Source organism: Shewanella sp. ALD9 (genome assembly GCF_002836315.1).
Taxonomy (GTDB): Bacteria; Pseudomonadota; Gammaproteobacteria; order Enterobacterales; family Shewanellaceae; genus Shewanella.
Map to the genome: position 1 here is coordinate 626,401 of NZ_PJCD01000003.1, position 18,420 is coordinate 644,820.

At 40.4% G+C, this 18,420-nt stretch carries 11 protein-coding genes; 5 read left to right on the top strand and 6 right to left on the bottom strand.

The features are described from left to right. Positions 1-34 precede the first annotated feature (34 nt). Together CXF88_RS10345 and CXF88_RS10350 are read right to left on the bottom strand one after the other, a co-directional pair. Entirely contained in the window at positions 35-3,949 is a 3,915-nt protein-coding gene (locus tag CXF88_RS10345; RefSeq protein WP_101086767.1) for a translocation/assembly module TamB domain-containing protein, read from the bottom strand. Continuing rightward, a complete protein-coding gene (locus tag CXF88_RS10350; protein ID WP_101086768.1) occupies positions 3,946-5,736 on the bottom strand; it encodes an autotransporter assembly complex family protein in 1,791 nt (596 codons plus the stop codon). Before CXF88_RS10350 ends, CXF88_RS10345 begins: the two co-directional genes overlap by 4 nt. 188 nt (positions 5,737-5,924) lie before the next feature. On the opposite strand from CXF88_RS10350, the gene CXF88_RS10355 reads away from it, so the two are divergent. The 3 genes from CXF88_RS10355 (at position 5,925) to hrpA (ending at position 11,500) form a co-directional block, all read left to right on the top strand. After that, positions 5,925-6,959: an isoaspartyl peptidase/L-asparaginase gene (locus tag CXF88_RS10355; protein ID WP_101086769.1), complete on the top strand. Its 1,035-nt coding sequence runs from the start codon at positions 5,925-5,927 to the stop codon at positions 6,957-6,959. A 171-nt stretch (positions 6,960-7,130) separates the two neighbouring features. After that, entirely contained in the window at positions 7,131-7,547 is a 417-nt protein-coding gene (locus CXF88_RS10360; protein ID WP_101086770.1) for a CBS domain-containing protein, read from the top strand. Positions 7,548-7,624: 77 nt separating this feature from the next. After that, a complete protein-coding gene (gene hrpA, locus CXF88_RS10365; protein WP_101086771.1) occupies positions 7,625-11,500 on the top strand; it encodes an ATP-dependent RNA helicase HrpA in 3,876 nt (1,291 codons plus the stop codon). Between the two features lie 1,043 nt (positions 11,501-12,543). Here the strand turns inward: hrpA and CXF88_RS10370 are convergent. Together CXF88_RS10370 and CXF88_RS10375 are read right to left on the bottom strand one after the other, a co-directional pair. Continuing rightward, entirely contained in the window at positions 12,544-12,996 is a 453-nt protein-coding gene (locus CXF88_RS10370; RefSeq protein ID WP_101086772.1) for a DUF4878 domain-containing protein, read from the bottom strand. A gap of 552 nt (positions 12,997-13,548) precedes the next feature. Further along, a complete protein-coding gene (locus CXF88_RS10375) occupies positions 13,549-14,328 on the bottom strand; it encodes a hypothetical protein (RefSeq protein WP_101086773.1) in 780 nt (259 codons plus the stop codon). Between the two features lie 389 nt (positions 14,329-14,717). On the opposite strand from CXF88_RS10375, the gene cysB reads away from it, so the two are divergent. Beyond that, on the top strand, positions 14,718-15,695 hold the full coding sequence (gene cysB / locus CXF88_RS10380) for an HTH-type transcriptional regulator CysB (RefSeq protein WP_101086774.1): 978 nt from the start codon (positions 14,718-14,720) through the stop codon (positions 15,693-15,695). Positions 15,696-15,816: 121 nt separating this feature from the next. On the opposite strand, the gene purN is transcribed toward cysB, so the two are convergent. Both purN and purM read right to left on the bottom strand, forming a co-directional pair. Continuing rightward, a complete protein-coding gene (gene purN, locus CXF88_RS10385; RefSeq protein ID WP_101086775.1) occupies positions 15,817-16,461 on the bottom strand; it encodes a phosphoribosylglycinamide formyltransferase in 645 nt (214 codons plus the stop codon). After that, positions 16,461-17,498: a phosphoribosylformylglycinamidine cyclo-ligase gene (purM, locus tag CXF88_RS10390; protein WP_101086776.1), complete on the bottom strand. Its 1,038-nt coding sequence runs from the start codon at positions 17,496-17,498 to the stop codon at positions 16,461-16,463. The genes purN and purM overlap by 1 nt, the downstream gene beginning before the upstream one ends. A gap of 241 nt (positions 17,499-17,739) precedes the next feature. Between purM and upp the strand changes: the two genes are divergently transcribed. Continuing rightward, positions 17,740-18,366, top strand: coding sequence for a uracil phosphoribosyltransferase (gene upp / locus CXF88_RS10395; RefSeq protein WP_101086777.1), 627 nt, complete (start codon positions 17,740-17,742; stop codon positions 18,364-18,366). Positions 18,367-18,420: the final 54 nt, after the last annotated feature.

The following is an 18,420-nucleotide window of genomic DNA, read 5'->3' on the forward strand; positions in this document are numbered from 1 at the left end:
CAAATGCCAAATGCCAAATGCCAAATGCCAAATGCTAATCGATTTCGAAGCTATAGTAGATATCCAGTGATTGACTTAAGGTGCTAGACACACTCTCTAAATATAATTGTGAAAACAAATAATATCGTACGGTCATTTCATAACCGGGGTTAAATACTCCCACGCCATACTTAATCATTAAGTCTTCACCTATATACCCACTCACGGCCACTTTTCCGTCATCATTAGTATCAAGTTGTACATTCGAAAATCCAAACTTTTCAATCAGTCCTGTCGCAGTACTGCCAATGCTATTCATTGCTCCACCATCAAATTGTGAACCTAAACTGAGCGCGGCTCCCATCATTAGTGAGTTACTTTGTTGGTTGGTTGTACTGGTAAAACCTTTACCCGTCAAAATATAAGAAAGCACCTCGGCTTGCTCTTTTGCTGGATTAGAGAATAAGGTGACCACTGGGCGCATTGGGGTACCAGTGACTCGAACACCGGCGGTGATATCGCTCTCTTTAATGTCTCTAGTTGCTTCTATATTTAGGTTTGGCAATTCTGTTGGACCAATAAATTGGACTTCACCAGTATTAATACTTAAGGTTTGCCCCATAAACTTATAAGTCCCTTTGTTGACTTTAATATCACCAAATAACATGGGCGGCTTAAAAGCTTGCTGTTTTAGTACCAGATCGCCTTCTAGCCTTCCCTTAAGACCCATACCATCAATAGTAAGGCGTTTACCGACACTGATATTCAAATCGGCTGTAACGGCGTAAGGACTGGTTTTAACGGTTTGTTCAGACACTGAATCGTTAAATACCACATCGTTCGATACCGCAACGCCTCCTTCAGCTAACTGAGTAATTTTTATTTGTCCTGATGGCACGTTGACGTTGCCTTTTATCGCAAACAGTTGCTCATCAAAGGTCATATTAATATCTGGAGAGACATTTAATATTGCCATTGGTGGTTGAATTACCGCTAAATTTTCACCCTTAATATCAATGTCACCACTAAATTTCCCTTGAGGCCAAGCAAGGGTACCTGTCGTGCTCACTTGCCCGTCACCCATATGCCATTGGCCATTGAGTTGTCCTTGCTGACCTTCTAGAGCCAGTGACAAGTACAGTTTATCGATTAATGTTGGGTTAGTGGATAAGGCAAATGCACCGTCACTGAGTTTGATATTACCCGAGACACTCGGGTCCATAAGGGTGCCGGATAAATTTAATCGACTGGATAACATGCCTTCTAAGGTTTCTAGCCTTGGAAAGAACTCTCCAAAAGGAGCGAGATTAAGTTCATTAACATTAATCGTACCTTGTAAGGTCCGATCGGGCGTGATGTTGACACTTAGTTGGCTTTGCCAACTGGCGATTCCGGATGAATCGAAACTCAATGAGCTAGTAATTTGTTTCTCATCAAGCGATGCTTGTAATAGTAACTGCTGGTAGTCGATGCTGATGGTGTTGTTTTTGGCGCGGCTTAGCTTAATATTGCCCGGTAAAAGCGTAAACTGAACATTAGCAGTGGGCTTTTTACCTTTAGCCCAATTAACTTGACTGGTTAGCGCTGCTTCACCGCTCCAGGTGATTTTTTTAGACAACACAGGTGCCAATGATTTTCCGGGATTACCGGTAAAGGTGATATTGGCCTGGCCGGTGTGACCTAGATTAACATCATTGATTAAGCACAATTTATTGTGGGGATGAACTAAGCAAAAACTGCTTACACTGCCACTATGATTGAGCTGATCCCAGCTGAAGGTAATGTGTTTATCTTGTTGCCATTGTCCAAGAGCATTACTGATATTGAATTCTGTTAATGTGGCATTGAACTGTTGTTTATCAATATTACTACTACTGGCCATTTGAGTATTGATGACCACATCACCTTGAGTATTAAGTGTGCTTTGTTGTTGATGTTGATTGCCTTCACTGATGAATGCGATATCTGTTAGCTTATAGCTGTCCCATACAAGATTATTATTATGCAGTTCTATCCGATATTGATGCTGCGAATAAGGACGATAATTAGCCAGTAAATCAAGGCTGTCAATTTTACTTCCTTGGTAACTGAATTGACTGATTTGCGCATTAATATCCACAATTGGGTCGGCACTATCACCCGTAACATCAACTTTTGCAAAAATATTGCCGCGGCCGCCTTTTAGCCACTGACTGACATCGGGAACGCTAAGTTCGGCATCGATGTCCCATGTTTTGTCGGCTTGGCCATTGATGATTAATTGAGCGCCAAGGGCATTGGCCTGCAGGTTTGTCGCGTTAATCGCAAAATCTTGATTTAATGAAATATCGCCTTGCAAGTTCAACGGGTACCCATTTAATCGACCGGTTAAATCGGCGTCTTGAATGGCCACTTGCCACTGCTTATCGGCAATGCTGCCCGTGCTATTAAAATGGCCACTGAATTTACTTTTGATCGGATTTTGCTGATTAATATAGTCAATATATTGCAACTGAATGTCGTTGGTAAGCACCTTGGTTTGCCAGGTTATGTCATCTTTATATGATAGCTGCCCAGTTAGATCTAGGTTGCCAGCGATTGACTGTAAATTGAGTGTATTGATGGCCAACTTTTGATTGTGGTTAACAACATCTGCAATAACCGCCAAAGTAGGGTGGTAAGGTGTTGTCAGTTGCCCTTCAAACCGCGCCACTTGGTCTTTTATATTACCTTTACTGGTAAAGTGGGTAATGTTGCTGGTGTACTGGGGATTTTTTAACGGCCATTGCAAAGCGGCATCGGTCAGTGTTACTTGGTATTCAAGCGCCGGCGTGGTGAGATTAATGTCGGCTGCAAGATTGAAATGGCTATCGCCTTTAGCGATGGCGTTGATATTTAATTGGCTTAAGTCTTGGGTAAGATCTACACGGAGTTGTTGCTGTTGAAGCCCTGGCAACTCAGGCAGATTTTCGACATTAGCAAGTAGTTTTAATGTCAGTGGGTAATGATCGTGTAAGCTAATATCACCGATAACACTCACATCACCATCATCATGTTGAATGTCTAGTTGGGTTATCCCAAGCTGAAATTGACGAAAACTGGCAGCTAATGCGATATGGCTAAAATGGTCGTTGCGCTGGCCGATAATGAGCTGACTGTCGGTGGCATTAAACTGTCTCACATTGACAGGAAAAGGCATAAACACCTGTGGTAAGTTAGCCAATGGCCATGAAGTTTCTTTGGGCGCGGCGGTTTGGTTTGTTGCTTTATTATTTGGCTGAGAACGTGTTTGGCTTGTTGATGTTGCATCTGGGATGTTGACGATTAGCCCTTGGCTGGTGAGTGATTCAACCACAAGGCCAGCGTTATTCCAGATAGCTTGAGTCGTTAAATTGTCGGCATAAAAAGTCATACCATTAACATCTACATTAATATTGGCCAATTGGGCGTGGCTGAGATTAATACTAATCGGTAATTTAAGCTCGGTAAAGGGATCGACGATATCCCCCGTTTCAACGGTATTTTTGGTTACTGGAATATCATCACTGATAATGTTCACATCAATACTTGATGCCAGCAGATTTGTGACACAAAGCTGTTTGTTAATCAGACATGTTGGCAGCCATTTTAAAGTTAAATCATCAGCTTCGACGCTAATCCCTGGCATTGACCATGACAAGTGATGCAACGTGATATCATCATTTAAGGTGCCTGAAGCATATTCAACATCGATATCACTGACAAATTGATTAACGAACATCACCCCCATTTTACTGCCAAATGGGGTGCCCATGATGATGGCAAACAGCATCAATAATACCAAAGGGACATAAATCAGTATTCGGGTAGATAGCTTAATACTGCGCCAAATTCTTGCAGATAGACGGGTTGATTTAGGTGCTTTTTTATTACTTGGCTTGAGTGATTCTTCTGACTGAGCGTTTTGCTCATTATGTTGCAAAGTACTTTGTTCAGTATGTTTATCTATCATAAGTCAGTTCCCATGGTTAAATGGAAACGATATGAACGTGCAACTGTCTCGGTTTCTTTTAAGCCAAAACCTAGGTCCATTCGAATCGGGCCAATAGGTGATATCCAGTGTAATCCTCCACCAACCGATACTACCGGTTCAAACTGTTGTGTATCAAAAGCATTACCAGCATCGACAAAGGTGGCAACTCGCCATGTCGGGGTAAGATAATATTGATATTCAACACTGCCAATCGCCAAGTAGCGCCCACCGACAACCTGTCGAGATAAGCCGCCTTCACTGTTGGTGTAGTCAATATAGGGACCTAATTCTTGGTAACTGTAACCTCGTATGCTTTGGTCGCCACCGGCAAAATATCGTAACGATGGCGGTATATTAGCCATATCGTTTTTATCAGCAATATTGGCTCCTAAATCGACTCGAGCAACAAAACGATGTTTATCGAATATAGTCTCTACCCATTTAAATCGGGCTTGTAAACGTGCTAGGCGGATGGTGGAGCCTAAGGACGGGTCGGCGTATTCAACACTGTAAGTTTGACGATACCCAGATTTGGGATCTAGCGTGTTGTCACCACGAACTGTTTTGGTGAGGTTGAAACCCAACAAATAAAAACGTGGATCGTAATCTGTATCGAGTTGATTATAAAACTCTCTAACGGATTCAATTGAATATCCATGTAACCAATTACTTTTAGATCGCCTTTGACGCGTTAAGCCAACGAGATACTTTTTAGACTCTAATTGCCCGGTATTATTAAATTGGCGTTTATCAGCGTCGTAATCTTGGGTGACACCATAGGTGTCGCGTAATAATCCGAGTTTTATTTTCAGTTGATCATCTAAGGGATGAGTTAACGGAATAGTATAAGTGGTTAAAATCTTAGGTCGCTCAGGTGACCATTCAGCAGTGGTTTCTTGATAATGGCCATAGCGATTGATTTGCGGCGTGCGCCAGGTGACTCGCACACGAGGATCAACACTGTTTTCTGTACTATTACCTATATCAGCACCTAAACCCACTTCAATAAGATGGCTAGGTCGAGGGCTTAGCTCAACTTTAATCGGAACTACCCCAGTATCTATTTTGTTTAGCTGTGGCAATACTTTGATATTACTAAAATAACCAGTATCTAATAAATTACGATTAAACTCAGTTAATAGCTGTGTGGCGTAAGGCGCATCAGCATCAAAAGGAATCAATGATTCAACAACGTCATCATTGAGAGTACTGCCTTCAAAGTCAACATCACCAAATAAATAGCGTTTACCAGAATTAAACTGTAGGTTAATTTGGGCGGTATTTAAGTCACGATTAATGTTGATTTCTGATTTGGTGTATTGACCATCAAAATATCCTCTTGCCAGCGCTAACGTGATTAACTGTGATTTTATCGAATCATATACACCGTGGTTTAAGGTATCACCAGGTTTTATTTTCAAGCTATTAAGCCACAGCGAAAAAGTATTATCTTGGAGCATGTCACCTTGAAAATTAATATCCACCCATTGAATAATGACCGGTTCACCTGGGGTTATATTGAGGCTTAACTCCCAAGGGCCTTTATCATTCTCTTTAACATCAATATCTAAAATTGCATGGTAATAGCCCATGGATTCAAGCGCATCATGGGTGTTATCGTCAACGGTAAATAAAAATGCTCGGCGCTGAACATCGTTATCTGGCAATGTGCCTAAATGAGCAAAAATGTTCTTTTCAATTTTTTTCGGCACGCCGGTAACGTTAATCGTTAACCAATTTTCGTCGGCCAGCACCAAGCCTGACATCAGTAATGTCAACGAAAGCAATAGGAATTGGCTAATTTTAAGGCGTTTTGTCGACAAGTTAAGCTAACTTTTCCAAAATTGATGATGATGACCATTGTCGCTACAAAGTATAAAAGTCGCAAGGATATGATTGAAATTACAAACAGAAATGGTTACAAAGATAAACCACCTTCAAGGATTTTTCTAACATGAATAAATTATATTTAACGATTGCGCTATGTTTAAGCTTAACGTCCAATAGCAGTTTTGCTAAAGACGATACACCTTTTGCTATAGCAATCCATGGTGGCGCCGGCACTATTTCAGTAGCCAGTCTAAGCCCTGAGCAAGAGAAAGCCATTCGCGACAAACTTAAACAGGCAGTTGATGCCGGATATAAAGTGTTAGATAAAGGCGGCGACAGCCTCGATGCGGTTCAAGCTGCGATAAATGTGTTAGAAAATAGCCCATTATTTAATGCAGGGGTTGGCGCTGTTTATACTTTTGATGGTGGCCATGAACTTGATGCCTCAGTCATGGACGGTAACACTATGAATGCAGGTGCCGTCGCTGGGGTTAAACATATTAAAAACCCGATTGATTTAGCAAGAAAGGTGATGGAAAAATCACCCCATGTGATGCTTTATGGACAAGGGGCGGAAGAATTTGCGCTAACCCAACAATTTAGTTTAGTGCCTAACAGTCATTTTGATACCCCACATCGTTATGCACAGTTGCTTGATGCTAAGGCGAGTATCATTGAAGCCGAGCAAAATAATGGCGGAGATTATCAGGCGTCAGTAGAACAGTTAAAAGCCAATTATAAATACGGCACCGTGGGTGCTGTTGCACTTGATAAGCAAGGTAACCTTGCTGCAGGGACATCAACTGGCGGCATGACAGCAAAACGTTTTGGCCGTATTGGTGATTCTCCGGTCATTGGCGCCGGAACGTATGCTGAAAATGGTGTCTGTGCGGTATCTGCAACAGGGCACGGTGAGTATTTTATCCGTTATCAAGTGGCGGGTGACATATGCGCTAGAGTTAAATACCAACAAGTATCGATTATTCAAGCGGCTGATGAAGTCATTAATCAACGTTTAATATCAGCTGGTGGAACTGGAGGCGTGATAGCAATTGATCCGCGTGGCAATATCGCAACGCCATTTAATACCGAAGGTATGTATCGTGCAACTCGAAGCAAAGGCCAAGCTGCCACAGTCATGATCTGGCGTGACAAGTAAGTCCTAGCTGTGATGATAAAGACCGATTAAAACAATCGGTTTTATTTTCTATCCACTGAGCCATTATTGACTAAACTTAAATTAAGTCAGTACTTGAATGTTGATTCATTTTGAATTGATTGACGAGATTTATTAAGCACGTAGTCAATTAGCGTGCATTTAGGGGGCAATATGGATTCAATAAAAATTAAAGATCACATGGATAGACGTCCGATACTGTTAACCGCAGATATGTCACTGGCAATAGCGGTTGAGAAACTACTCGAAAGTAATAAGAGCGGCGCGCCAGTTGTGGATAGTGTTGGAAAGTTAGTGGGGTTCTTATCCCAACAAGATTGCTTGTCAGTGATGTTAAAAAGTAGCTACCACTGTGATATGACCAGTACAGTGGCAGATTGTATGAAAAGCCCTGTATTATCAGTTGCTCCCGATGAAAGTATATTGGAATTAGCTGAACAAATGTTAGGCTCTAAACCAAAAATTTATCCTGTATTGAGTGCCGGAAAAGTCATTGGAACCATTAATCGGACCAATGTGCTTAAGGCGATGAATATTTATATGCAACAGTGTTACTTATCTCCAGCTTAACAATCGTTAAAATCAATACCATTCTGCTGTTTTCCTTGCTAGGATCGCTTTTTTTGATGTAAGCAAGGGAATCAGATTTGAATTCGGACCTTCACCCGCTATCTAAGGCGTATCTCAATCTTTGTTATCAAACCGATGCTGCTAAAATTCGTCGTCGTTTGTATCGTGTCAATAAAGAAGCCGAGTCTGAAAAAAAATCCCAAACGTTAGCGCAATTAACGGAAGCTGCGCAGCAAGCCTATCAAAAAGCGCAGCAGCGCTTGCAGTCTAGACCTATTATTAGTTATCCAGATGAACTGCCTGTGTCGCAAAAACGTGACGATATAGCCTCTGCTATTGCCAATAATCAAGTGGTGATTGTGGCGGGGGAGACAGGATCTGGTAAAACCACTCAGTTACCTAAAATCTGTCTTGAATTGGGATTAGGAACGAGAGGCTTAATTGGCCATACTCAGCCTCGTCGTCTTGCTGCTCGAAGTGTTGCGAACCGTATTGCTGATGAACTTAACAGCCCATTAGGCGAAGTTGTTGGCTTTAAAGTTCGTTTTGCTGATGCCATGAGCGACAACAGTTACATTAAACTGATGACCGACGGTATTTTGCTCGCCGAACTCACCTCGGACCGATTTTTAAACCAGTACGATGCGATTATTATTGATGAAGCGCATGAACGCAGCTTAAACATTGATTTTATATTGGGATATCTGAAGCAGGTATTAAAAAAACGTCCTGATTTAAAAGTTATTATTACTTCGGCTACCATAGATGTAGATCGTTTTTCAAAACACTTTAATAATGCACCTGTTATTGAAGTGTCTGGACGTACATTTGAAGTTGAAACGCGTTATCGTCCTTTAGTGCGCGACACTGATGAAGATTTAGATGTTAGTGATGGCATTTTTGCCGCCGTAGACGAGTTAATGGCCGCGGGTCCTGGCGACATATTGATATTTATGAATGGTGAGCGTGAAATTCGCGATACCGCTGATTTACTCAATAAACAGCAATATCGCGATACTGAAGTTTTACCACTATATGCGCGCCTTTCTTACGGTGAACAATCTAAAGTCTTTAAAAGCCATATTGGCCGTCGTATTGTATTAGCTACCAACGTTGCCGAAACGTCATTAACCGTGCCTGGGATCCGTTATGTTATCGACCCTGGTACCGCACGCATAAGCCGTTATAGTTACCGTACGAAAGTACAACGTTTACCGATAGAACCCATATCGCAAGCCAGTGCCAATCAACGTCAAGGACGTTGTGGTCGTGTAGGCCCAGGTATTTGTATTCGACTTTACGATGAAATGGATTTTATTCAGCGCCCCGAATTCACCGATCCTGAAATTTTGCGTACTAACCTTGCCTCGGTTATTTTACACATGCTGGCGATTGGATTAGGTGATATTGGCGGATTTCCATTTATTCAACCACCGGACCAAAAGCATATTCGAGACGGTTTTTTATTGCTTGAAGAATTACAAGCGGTTAAAAAATCCGGTAACGACCTAGTGTTAACGCCATTAGGCAAAGATTTAGCGAAAATCCCACTCGATCCGCGTTTAGCCCGAATGGTTATTGAAGCGAACAAATTGGGTTGTTTGCACGAAGCATTAGTGATTACTGCAGGTTTGTCGATTCAAGATCCGCGTGAACGTCCCGCAGAAAAGAAACAAGCTGCAGACGAGTTCCATCGCCGGTATGCGGATAAAGACTCAGACTTTGCCAGCTGGGTGAAGTTATGGGATCACGTTAAAGATCAAAAGCATGAGCTATCAGCCAGTCAGTTTAGAAAACAATGTCGTGACGAATATCTCGCCTATTTACGCGTACGTGAATGGCAAGATTTATACACTCAAGTGAAACAAGCCGTCCATGAATTGAAATGGCGTATTAATGACAGTGCAGCCAGTTATGAACAGTTACATCGAGCATTATTATCAGGCTTGTTAAGCCATGTTGGTTTTAAAGGCGAGAACAACGAGTATCTAGGGGCGCGTAACCGTAAATTCTTTGTGTTTCCGGGATCGCCTTTAGCGAAAAAAGGTCCTAAGTGGATAATGGCTGCTGAGCTGACTGAAACCTCACGTTTATTTGCGCGTTGTTGTGCCAAAATAGACCCTGAATGGTTAGAATCACTCGCATCTCATTTAGTGAAAAAGAATTATCTAGAACCGCATTTTGAAGCCAAAGCTGCAAGCGTTATAGCACTGGAGAACCAGGTACTTTATGGTTTGACCATAGTCAATCGCCGTCGAGTACAATATGGGCCGATTGACCCTATAGAAGCTCGAGAGATTTTTGTGCGTAGTGCTTTAGCCGAAGGGCAGTTACAGACGAAAGAAACGTTTTTTGTTAATAACCAAAAATTGCTTAATGACATAGAGTCGCTAGAACATAAATCTCGCCGCCGAGATATTTTGGTCGATGAACAAGTGTTGGTGGATTTTTATGAACCACTAATACCCGTTGGCATTTATAATGGGCCACTATTTTTTGCCTGGTGGAAAAAAGCGCGTCAACAAACGCCAGACTTGCTCGATTACAGCCAAGCCTTATTAATGCAGCGTAGTGCCGACCATATATCTGCGCTCGATTTTCCAGAAATATGGCATAAAGGTAATCTCGGCTTAACTGTCAGTTATCATTTTGAACCGGGTAGTATTGATGACGGCGTGTCAGTGCATATTCCTGTTGCACTGATTAATCAAATTGATGACAGTGACTTTGATTGGCTAGTGCCTGGGTTACGACAAGAAAAGTTGATTGCACTGATTAAATCTTTGCCTAAAAATTTGCGTCGTAATTTTGTTCCCGCCCCAGATTATGCTCGGGCATGTTATCAAGCGATGAAGCCGTTTGAGTTATCGATGCTTGCTACCATGTGTAAACAGTTACTGCGCATGAGCGGTGTACGCATTTCTGCTGACGACTTTGATGTAACTCAACTGACAGAACATCTTAAGATGAACTTTAAGATTGAGGATGACCATGGTCGTTTAGTTGCCCAAGGTCGTGATTTAGAGCTATTAAAAGGCCAACTGCAAGGTGTTGTGGCTAAAGCAATACGTAAAGTAGCTGACAAAGGCATTGAGCAAGAGGCAATAACCACATGGTCATTTGGTGATTTACCCGCTCAATATCAGCAGCGCAAAGGTAATTACGAAGTTAAAGCATATCCGGCATTGATTGATAATAAAACCGATGTGGCGATTAAGTTATTTGATGATGAACATGAAGCAAAGCGTCATCATCGAGTAGGCTTACGCCGATTACTGTTGATAAACATTCCTTCGCCAGTGAAACATTTGCAACAAGCTTTGCCTAATAAAGCAAAGCTAGCAATGTACTTTAATCCATTTGGACAAGTGCAGATATTAATCGAAGATATTATTAATGCAGCGGTACAGCAGTTGTTAGATCAAAAGCAACTAGACATTCGCAATGAGCAGCAGTTCGAGCAAGCAAAAGAGTGGGTTCGCCAAGAGCTTAACCCAACAGCAGAGAATATTGCGCTCAATGTAGAACAAATTTTGACAATTTATCAACGTATTAAAAAACGTCTTAAGGGCAAAATTAGCTTAGATATTGCATTTGCAATGAGTGATATTCAAACTCAGCTTGATAGCCTTGTGTATAAAGGATTTGTCGAAGACTGTGGCTGGCAACGGTTAACGGATGTTGTTCGTTATCTGAAAGCTATTGAAAATAGACTCGATAAGCTACCTGTTGACCCAACACGTGATCGATTACACATGCACAGTATTGCAAAAGTACAAGAGGCGTTAACGGCTCAATTAGCCAAAGTGCCGCGTTCACAACCGGTCCCAGAGGCACTCATTGAAGCTCGTTGGATGATAGAAGAGTACCGGGTATCTTGTTTTGCTCAGGTATTAGGTACCGCTTATCCTATTTCAGAAAAGCGAGTATTGAATTCCATCAGTCAAGTGTAACCTTGATGCGTTGCTCTATCGCATGACGATGCGAATAAAACCGATATCACTTAGGTGATGTCGGTTTTTTATTATCCCAAATTGATTCAATTTTTAGTTATGCCTGTAAGACCTGTCATTTCCTGGCAACTAATCCGTTTTAACGATTAATTTTAAACCAAAAGCTTAGCCATATTCGTTAAATGCTTTGATAGTGCAGGCTGAGTGCAGGGCATTATTTTTGAGTGAGGCACTCAGGTATTTCATCATGTTGTGGCCTCATCTTTTAAGGGCATTATTCTTTCAATAAATAATCAGAACTATAGAGTTTGAGTTGCCGTTATAGGGGCATAGTAATAGGTATTTAGCCTTAACAGCAGCAATGGAACCGTCGACTTGTATCGCAATGCGCTAGTATGTTGTCACGTCGATTACGTCTCAATTTCTGAAAGACTTTCTGTTTTTTTAGTGCAAAATCTCAATTTTAAGTCACATTTAGACTATCCGCAAAACAGAACTGAAAGTTTTTCGTAATTGTGGTTTGAAAGTGATCTGACTATTGATATACTCATCGCCAAGAAGAAAGTGATTGGTACTCTTCTCTCTGTAAGGCAAATGTCATCCCCCCAGCATTAACACGATGTCGTCAGTATTAAGGATTCAATATCGTGTTGTTGTTTATAAAAAGACAGGCCCACACCTACAAAACGACCTAAAAGATTGGAGTTATTATGGAAGTTCATGAATACGAAAACGCTTACTATCAAGTGAAAGATGACGTGTTAGAGTCTTTACCTTCTAACGAAGAATAAGACGATTGAACGAGCTTATTAATGCTTTGGCAACTCAGTTGATGCATTAAATACTCCGACAAAAAATAAAAATAGCAGCCTAGGCTGCTATTTTTATTGGTTATTGCTCATTGTTTATTTTATCAATTATTTATAATGCTTAAACATATCGCATAGTGGTGAGTATCTGAAATGAACGATAATTGTTTTTGATCTCCCATCATGATTAAACACTAAACTTAGCTAATTTTGGTAATCTGTTTTGACTCAATACTAACCTTCAATACGACCTTTTTCGGGTAGTATCTCAACAATAATCCAGGTATTGCCTTGTTTATGCAGACGAATGGTTCGATCATCAATCCATTGTCTTCCACCTTTTAATCCTTGCATTTTAACGATTACAGTCACGTCATCGGTAAATTTTCGGAAAAAATCGATATCAATTTCATCAATAGACATCGTCACTTGCTTCATGGATAAGCCTAATACGTGTCGTTGCACCGCTGATGCTATATGATAATGATCCATAACATCCTGTATATCAGGTGCGACAAACTTTTTAGCTTTCTCTACATCACGATCGACATAAATAGCTTCGAAGAAACCCAAAGAAACTTGTTCTGGTGTGAGTTGAGGTTGACCAAATTCATCTGATTGTCCGCAAGCAGTGAGAATGAACAGTAGAAATACAGAGAATATTTTAATGGAAGTCATTTTTAACATAAGGCTTTTTTACTGCTGATATTATAATTTTTATCTAGTATCTCGATTTATGCTATAGCTTACAAGGATAGGCTCGATTTAAATAATATCATTATCAATAATTGTAGCGTAAAGCCTTATATGCTCATATTTTGTAATATATTGAAAGTATCAATGGTTCATTTCAGTTTACTGATAAGCTATTATTTGTTCGATTAACTACAAATGAGGATACTTTTGTAGTTAATGGCTTGACGCAATCAAAATGACATGTCATAAGTTAATTGTATCAACGCACAAGACTTGTATAGAAACAACGATAGAGAGTGTTTGTTCATACCGATTTATTATTGCTAATAAACATAGTGATAAGGAATGTCTCACACAGTTATCCACAGATTCTGTGGACAACTGTGTTGACGAACGTAAGTTATTTTACTAACTCACTGTATTACTGCATTTTTTATGTGTGGTTAAAAAATAACGCAGTTTTTATATTAAATAGATTTTGCGTATAAAAAAACCAAGCCTCCTAAGGAGACCTGGTTTTTTAGTTAGCGAAGATAAAGATAATTACCATTTCTTTTTCGGTTGAAACAGCATATCAAGATCATCGCCTTCTTTTTTTGGTTTTGGAGCACTCGGTTCACTGTGTTTTTGAGCGCCCATTATTTCATCGAGTAACTGCTTAGCTTCATCGACTTTACGAGCAATAAAAGGATCATTTGGCGTTTGCGCTTTAATAGTGTGCAACGTGTTTAATGCTTTTGTGACCATTTGTTTACTGGAACCGTACTGCTTCATAAAGCATGCTGCACGAGCGCGGCTAATCATAGAATCAACATTAATCCTTAATTGCAGATTGTCGATACGCATTTCTTCTTCAGCAAAAATAGACGGATCAACTTTTCCCTTATTATGTTCTGCACGTAAAATAGCTTTAAGTTTCTTCAGTGTTTTTACTAATTCTAAAACTTGTCTATCATTATCAGGTAAACGAAAATTCTCAATTGCAGGGACTTGGCTTGGTGAATTCGATACTGTGGCTATTTGCATTTTAATGTCAGCTAGGCGACGCTCATAATCCGATTTTAATTGGCCTGATGCATGGATAACAGATTGTTCTAAAGCATCTTGAATGCGGCGATAGAGTACTAACATAATGTGGCTAGAAGACGGGGTCATACCTGTGTTGGATAATACTGCATCGGTTTCATCTATAATGGCGCGTTGGCGAGATACTTCTACTCGACGTTCAGCTTCAGCACGCTCTTTTTGTTGTTGGACAATACTAAAGCCGATAATCAGCAATAAGAGTGCACCAATAAGAATTAATACCAAAATTAAGGACATAAAGGTTCCATTTTATCTTTCATATCTCATGGTAAATATAGCCAAACGACAATGGCTAAAAGTTATTTTGATGCTGGAATAAATTGTTGCAATAAAACTGCATCAAAATGATTATATATCTTAGCGTATGTTATCGCGGCTGTCGTTGAATAATAAGTCGTTTTGTTGATAAATCATTAAACATTTGAGTAAGGATGTTTATCAAAAGCTAAGTCAATTAAATTGCAGGTGATTTTTACTTGCTCGTTATTCCTATTTATATTACATTTCAATTGTCATATAACGTTTTATTATAGTTGAACAACTGTTCTTGCCATGTGAAACATAGATCGATTTGTTCTTATTTGCATATTTTGCTGATGAGTGCTGGTTAAATAAAGGATAAAACCATGAAGCTGCAACAACTTAGATATATTGCAGAGGTTGTTAAACACAACCTAAATGTGTCATCAACGGCTGAGAACCTCTATACCTCACAACCCGGCATTAGTAAGCAAGTTAGAATGCTAGAAGATGAATTAGGTATTCAAATATTTGGTCGAAGTGGTAAGCACTTGACTCACGTGACTCCAGCAGGTCAGCAAGTTATTGATATTGCAAATGATATACTTGGCAAGGTCGATAGCATTAAAAAGGTATCTGAAGAATATACTCAGCCTAATCAGGGTGATTTAAATATTACCACCACTGATACTCAGGCTCGATATGCTCTGCCACAAATTATTAAAGAGTTTATTAAACGATATCCGAAAGTGAATTTGCATATGCATCAAGGTACGCCGTCACAAATTAGTGAACAAGCGGCTAGAGGTGATGCTGATTTTGCCATTGCTACTGAAGCAATGCACTTGTATACCGATTTAATTATGCTGCCTTGTTATCATTGGAATCGATCAATTGTTGTGACTCGTGACCATCCATTCGCGACTCAATCGACAAAAATTAGTATTGAAGATTTAGCCAAATTTCCGCTGGTGACTTATGTGTTTGGTTTTGATAAAGCCTCTGAAATTGAAAAGTCTTTTAAGCGGGCGGATCTTGATCCTCGGGTGGTGTTTAGTGCAACCAGTGCTGATGTACTTAAAACATACGTACGTTTAGGGTTAGGGGTAGGGGTTATTGCTTCAATGGCTATCGATCCAGCAGTAGATAAAGATCTAGTCGCGATTGATGCGAGTCATTTGTTTGCTCATAGTACAACCAAAATTGGTTTTAGACGTGGTAGCTTTTTACGCAGTTACATGTATGACTTTATGCGACATTTTGCACCGCATTTAACCCGAGATGTGGTAGAAAAAGCGGTCGCGCTTCGTGATCAACAACTGATTGATGAAATGTTTGCAGACATTACATTACCGGTACGTTAGCACTGTATATCGACAATGTTTATTGTATAAAAAAACCTCGCGAATTAGCGAGGTTTTTTGTTTTTAACATAAAGACTTAGTAACTTAGTAACTTAGTAACTTAGTAACTTAGTCATCGATATTAATCTGGTGCGTAACCAGATGGACCAATTAACTCGCCATCTAAGTAAGCTTTACCATCAGCCATCGCTAAACGACCTAAGCTGAACCATTTTACTACAAGAGGATAAATGGCATGTTCTTGTTCATGAACACGCTCAGCTAATACTTCAGCATTATCTTCAGGGTAAATAGGGACTTTAGCTTGTAATATTACCGGTCCGGCATCGAGCTCTGGAATAACAAAATGCACACTAGCGCCGTGCTTTTTATCGCCGGCATCAATAGCCCGTTGATGCGTGTGAAGCCCGGTATACTTAGGTAATAATGATGGATGAATATTAATCATCTTTCCAAGGAAGTGACTTACAAAATCATCTGTCAAAATACGCATAAAACCTGCAAGAATAATCAGATCCGGTTGGTATTTTTCAATTGATTTCAATAAACGCGCATCATAATCACTGCGTACTTCATTGGTATAAGGAATAACGCAACTGGTATCAATCTCGCTTTGATGAGCGCGAATTAACCCATAAGCATCCGGCTTGTTACTAATCACACCAACAATGTCAGCTTTTAGGTTATCGTCACAGCCATCAATGATAGCTTGAAGATTACTGCCATTACCGGAAATCAGTACCACAACACGACAGCTTTGGCTCATTAGATGATCTCCACTTGCTCTTCGTCACCTTGACGCGTAGCAATTTCACCTATCAACCAAGCATTTTCGCCTTCTGCTGTTAATAATGCCAATGCAGCATCGACTTTGTCTGTTGGCAGCGCAATAACCATACCCACACCACAGTTAAATGTTAGGAACATTTCGTGTTGTGCTATGTTACCGTTTGTCATTATCCAATCGAACACCACTGGCCATTGCCAAGAGTCACCCTTGATTACAGCTTTACAATCATCAGGAAGCACTCGTGGGATATTTTCCCAGAATCCACCACCGGTAATGTGCGCCATAGCGTGAATGTCTGATTGTTCAATCAGTTTCAACAAAGGCTTAACATATATTCTTGTTGGTTCTAATAAATGGTCAATCAATGGCTTACCAGCAAGATCTTGCTGAGGGTCTGCTTTGCTGACTTCTAATACCTTACGGATTAATGAGTAACCATTTGAATGAGGACCACTCGAACCAAGTGCTATGAGTGAGTCACCGGCTTTGACTTTGGTACCATCAATGATGTCTGCTTTTTCAACAACACCAACACAAAATCCGGCAAGGTCGTAATCTTCGCCTTCGTACATGCCCGGCATTTCAGCCGTTTCGCCACCGATTAATGCGCAACCAGATTGGAAACAACCTTCTGCAATGCCGCTAACAACTGAGGTTGCCGTTTCAACGTCAAGCTTACCAGTCGCGTAGTAATCGAGGAAGAAAAGCGGTTCAGCGCCAGAAACAATCAGGTCATTGACACACATAGCAACTAAATCAACACCGACGGTGTCATGCTTTTTGTAATCAATGGCTAATCTTAATTTAGTGCCAACACCATCAGTGCCCGAAACAAGCACTGGATGTTTGTATTTAGTTGGTAATTCGCATAATGCGCCAAAACCACCTAAATTGCCCATAACTTCTGGACGGCGAGTGCGTTTTACCGCAGATTTAATGTTGTTTACTAACGCATTACCTGCATCGATATCAACGCCGGCGTCTTTGTAACTTAGGGGGGTAGGAGTGGTCACGGAGGATCCTCTAGGGTACATCGTTTTATGGAATTTTATGCGGCAATATTCTACCAGTTTGTGCTGCTAGTCGGAAGCCATGTTTTTACTTTATCCTATAAAGAAAACGATGAATTGCCTATTTTTTATTGGTTTAGGTCACGATTTACTGCAATTTTGAAACTTTATGTTTTATAGAGAGGATAAATCGACTAACATTTGTCAAATTTGCCTGAAATAGTCAGAAATCTAGGAGAAAGAAATGAAAGTCGTTGAAGTAAAGCATCCACTGGTACGTCATAAAGTCGGTTTGATGCGTGAAGCTGATATCAGCACCAAACGATTTCGTGAACTTGCCACTGAAGTTGGCAGTTTATTAACCTACGAAGCTACCGCTGATTTTGAAACTGAAACGGTGACAATTGAAGGTTGGAATGGCCCTGTTACTATTGAGCAACTTAAAGGTAAGAAAGTGACCGTAGTGCCTATTCTTCGTGCGGGTTTAGGTATGATGGATGGCGTTCTTGAGCATCTTCCTAGTGCGCGTATTTCTGTAGTGGGTATTTATCGTGATGAAGAAACACTACAACCTATACCTTACTTTGAAAAAATAGTCAGTAATGTTGAAGAGCGTATTGCTTTAGTGGTTGACCCAATGTTAGCAACTGGTGGTTCAATGATTGCGACTATCGACCTGCTGAAAAAACGTGGTTGTACTTCAATTAAAGCGTTGGTTTTGGTTGCTGCACCAGAAGGTATTAAAGCACTTGAACTCGCGCATCCTGATATTGAATTGTATACCGCTGCGATTGATGATTGCTTAAACGAGCAAGGTTATATCTTGCCAGGTTTAGGTGATGCGGGCGATAAGATATTCGGTACCAAATAGTTCGTTATCCGAGATTATAGATACCCAGGCTCGATATGATTAATATCATGTACG

Coding starts and splice junctions, on each gene's coding strand:
- CXF88_RS10345 (WP_101086767.1), bottom strand. CDS start 3,949: ATGATAGATAAACATACTGAACAAAGTACTTTGCAACATAATGAGCAA.
- CXF88_RS10350 (WP_101086768.1), bottom strand. CDS start 5,736: ATGTCAGGCTTGGTGCTGGCCGACGAAAATTGGTTAACGATTAACGTT.
- CXF88_RS10355 (WP_101086769.1), top strand. CDS start 5,925: ATGAATAAATTATATTTAACGATTGCGCTATGTTTAAGCTTAACGTCC.
- CXF88_RS10360 (WP_101086770.1), top strand. CDS start 7,131: ATGGATTCAATAAAAATTAAAGATCACATGGATAGACGTCCGATACTG.
- CXF88_RS10370 (WP_101086772.1), bottom strand. CDS start 12,996: ATGTTAAAAATGACTTCCATTAAAATATTCTCTGTATTTCTACTGTTC.
- CXF88_RS10375 (WP_101086773.1), bottom strand. CDS start 14,328: ATGTCCTTAATTTTGGTATTAATTCTTATTGGTGCACTCTTATTGCTG.
- cysB (WP_101086774.1), top strand. CDS start 14,718: ATGAAGCTGCAACAACTTAGATATATTGCAGAGGTTGTTAAACACAAC.
- purN (WP_101086775.1), bottom strand. CDS start 16,461: ATGAGCCAAAGCTGTCGTGTTGTGGTACTGATTTCCGGTAATGGCAGT.
- upp (WP_101086777.1), top strand. CDS start 17,740: ATGAAAGTCGTTGAAGTAAAGCATCCACTGGTACGTCATAAAGTCGGT.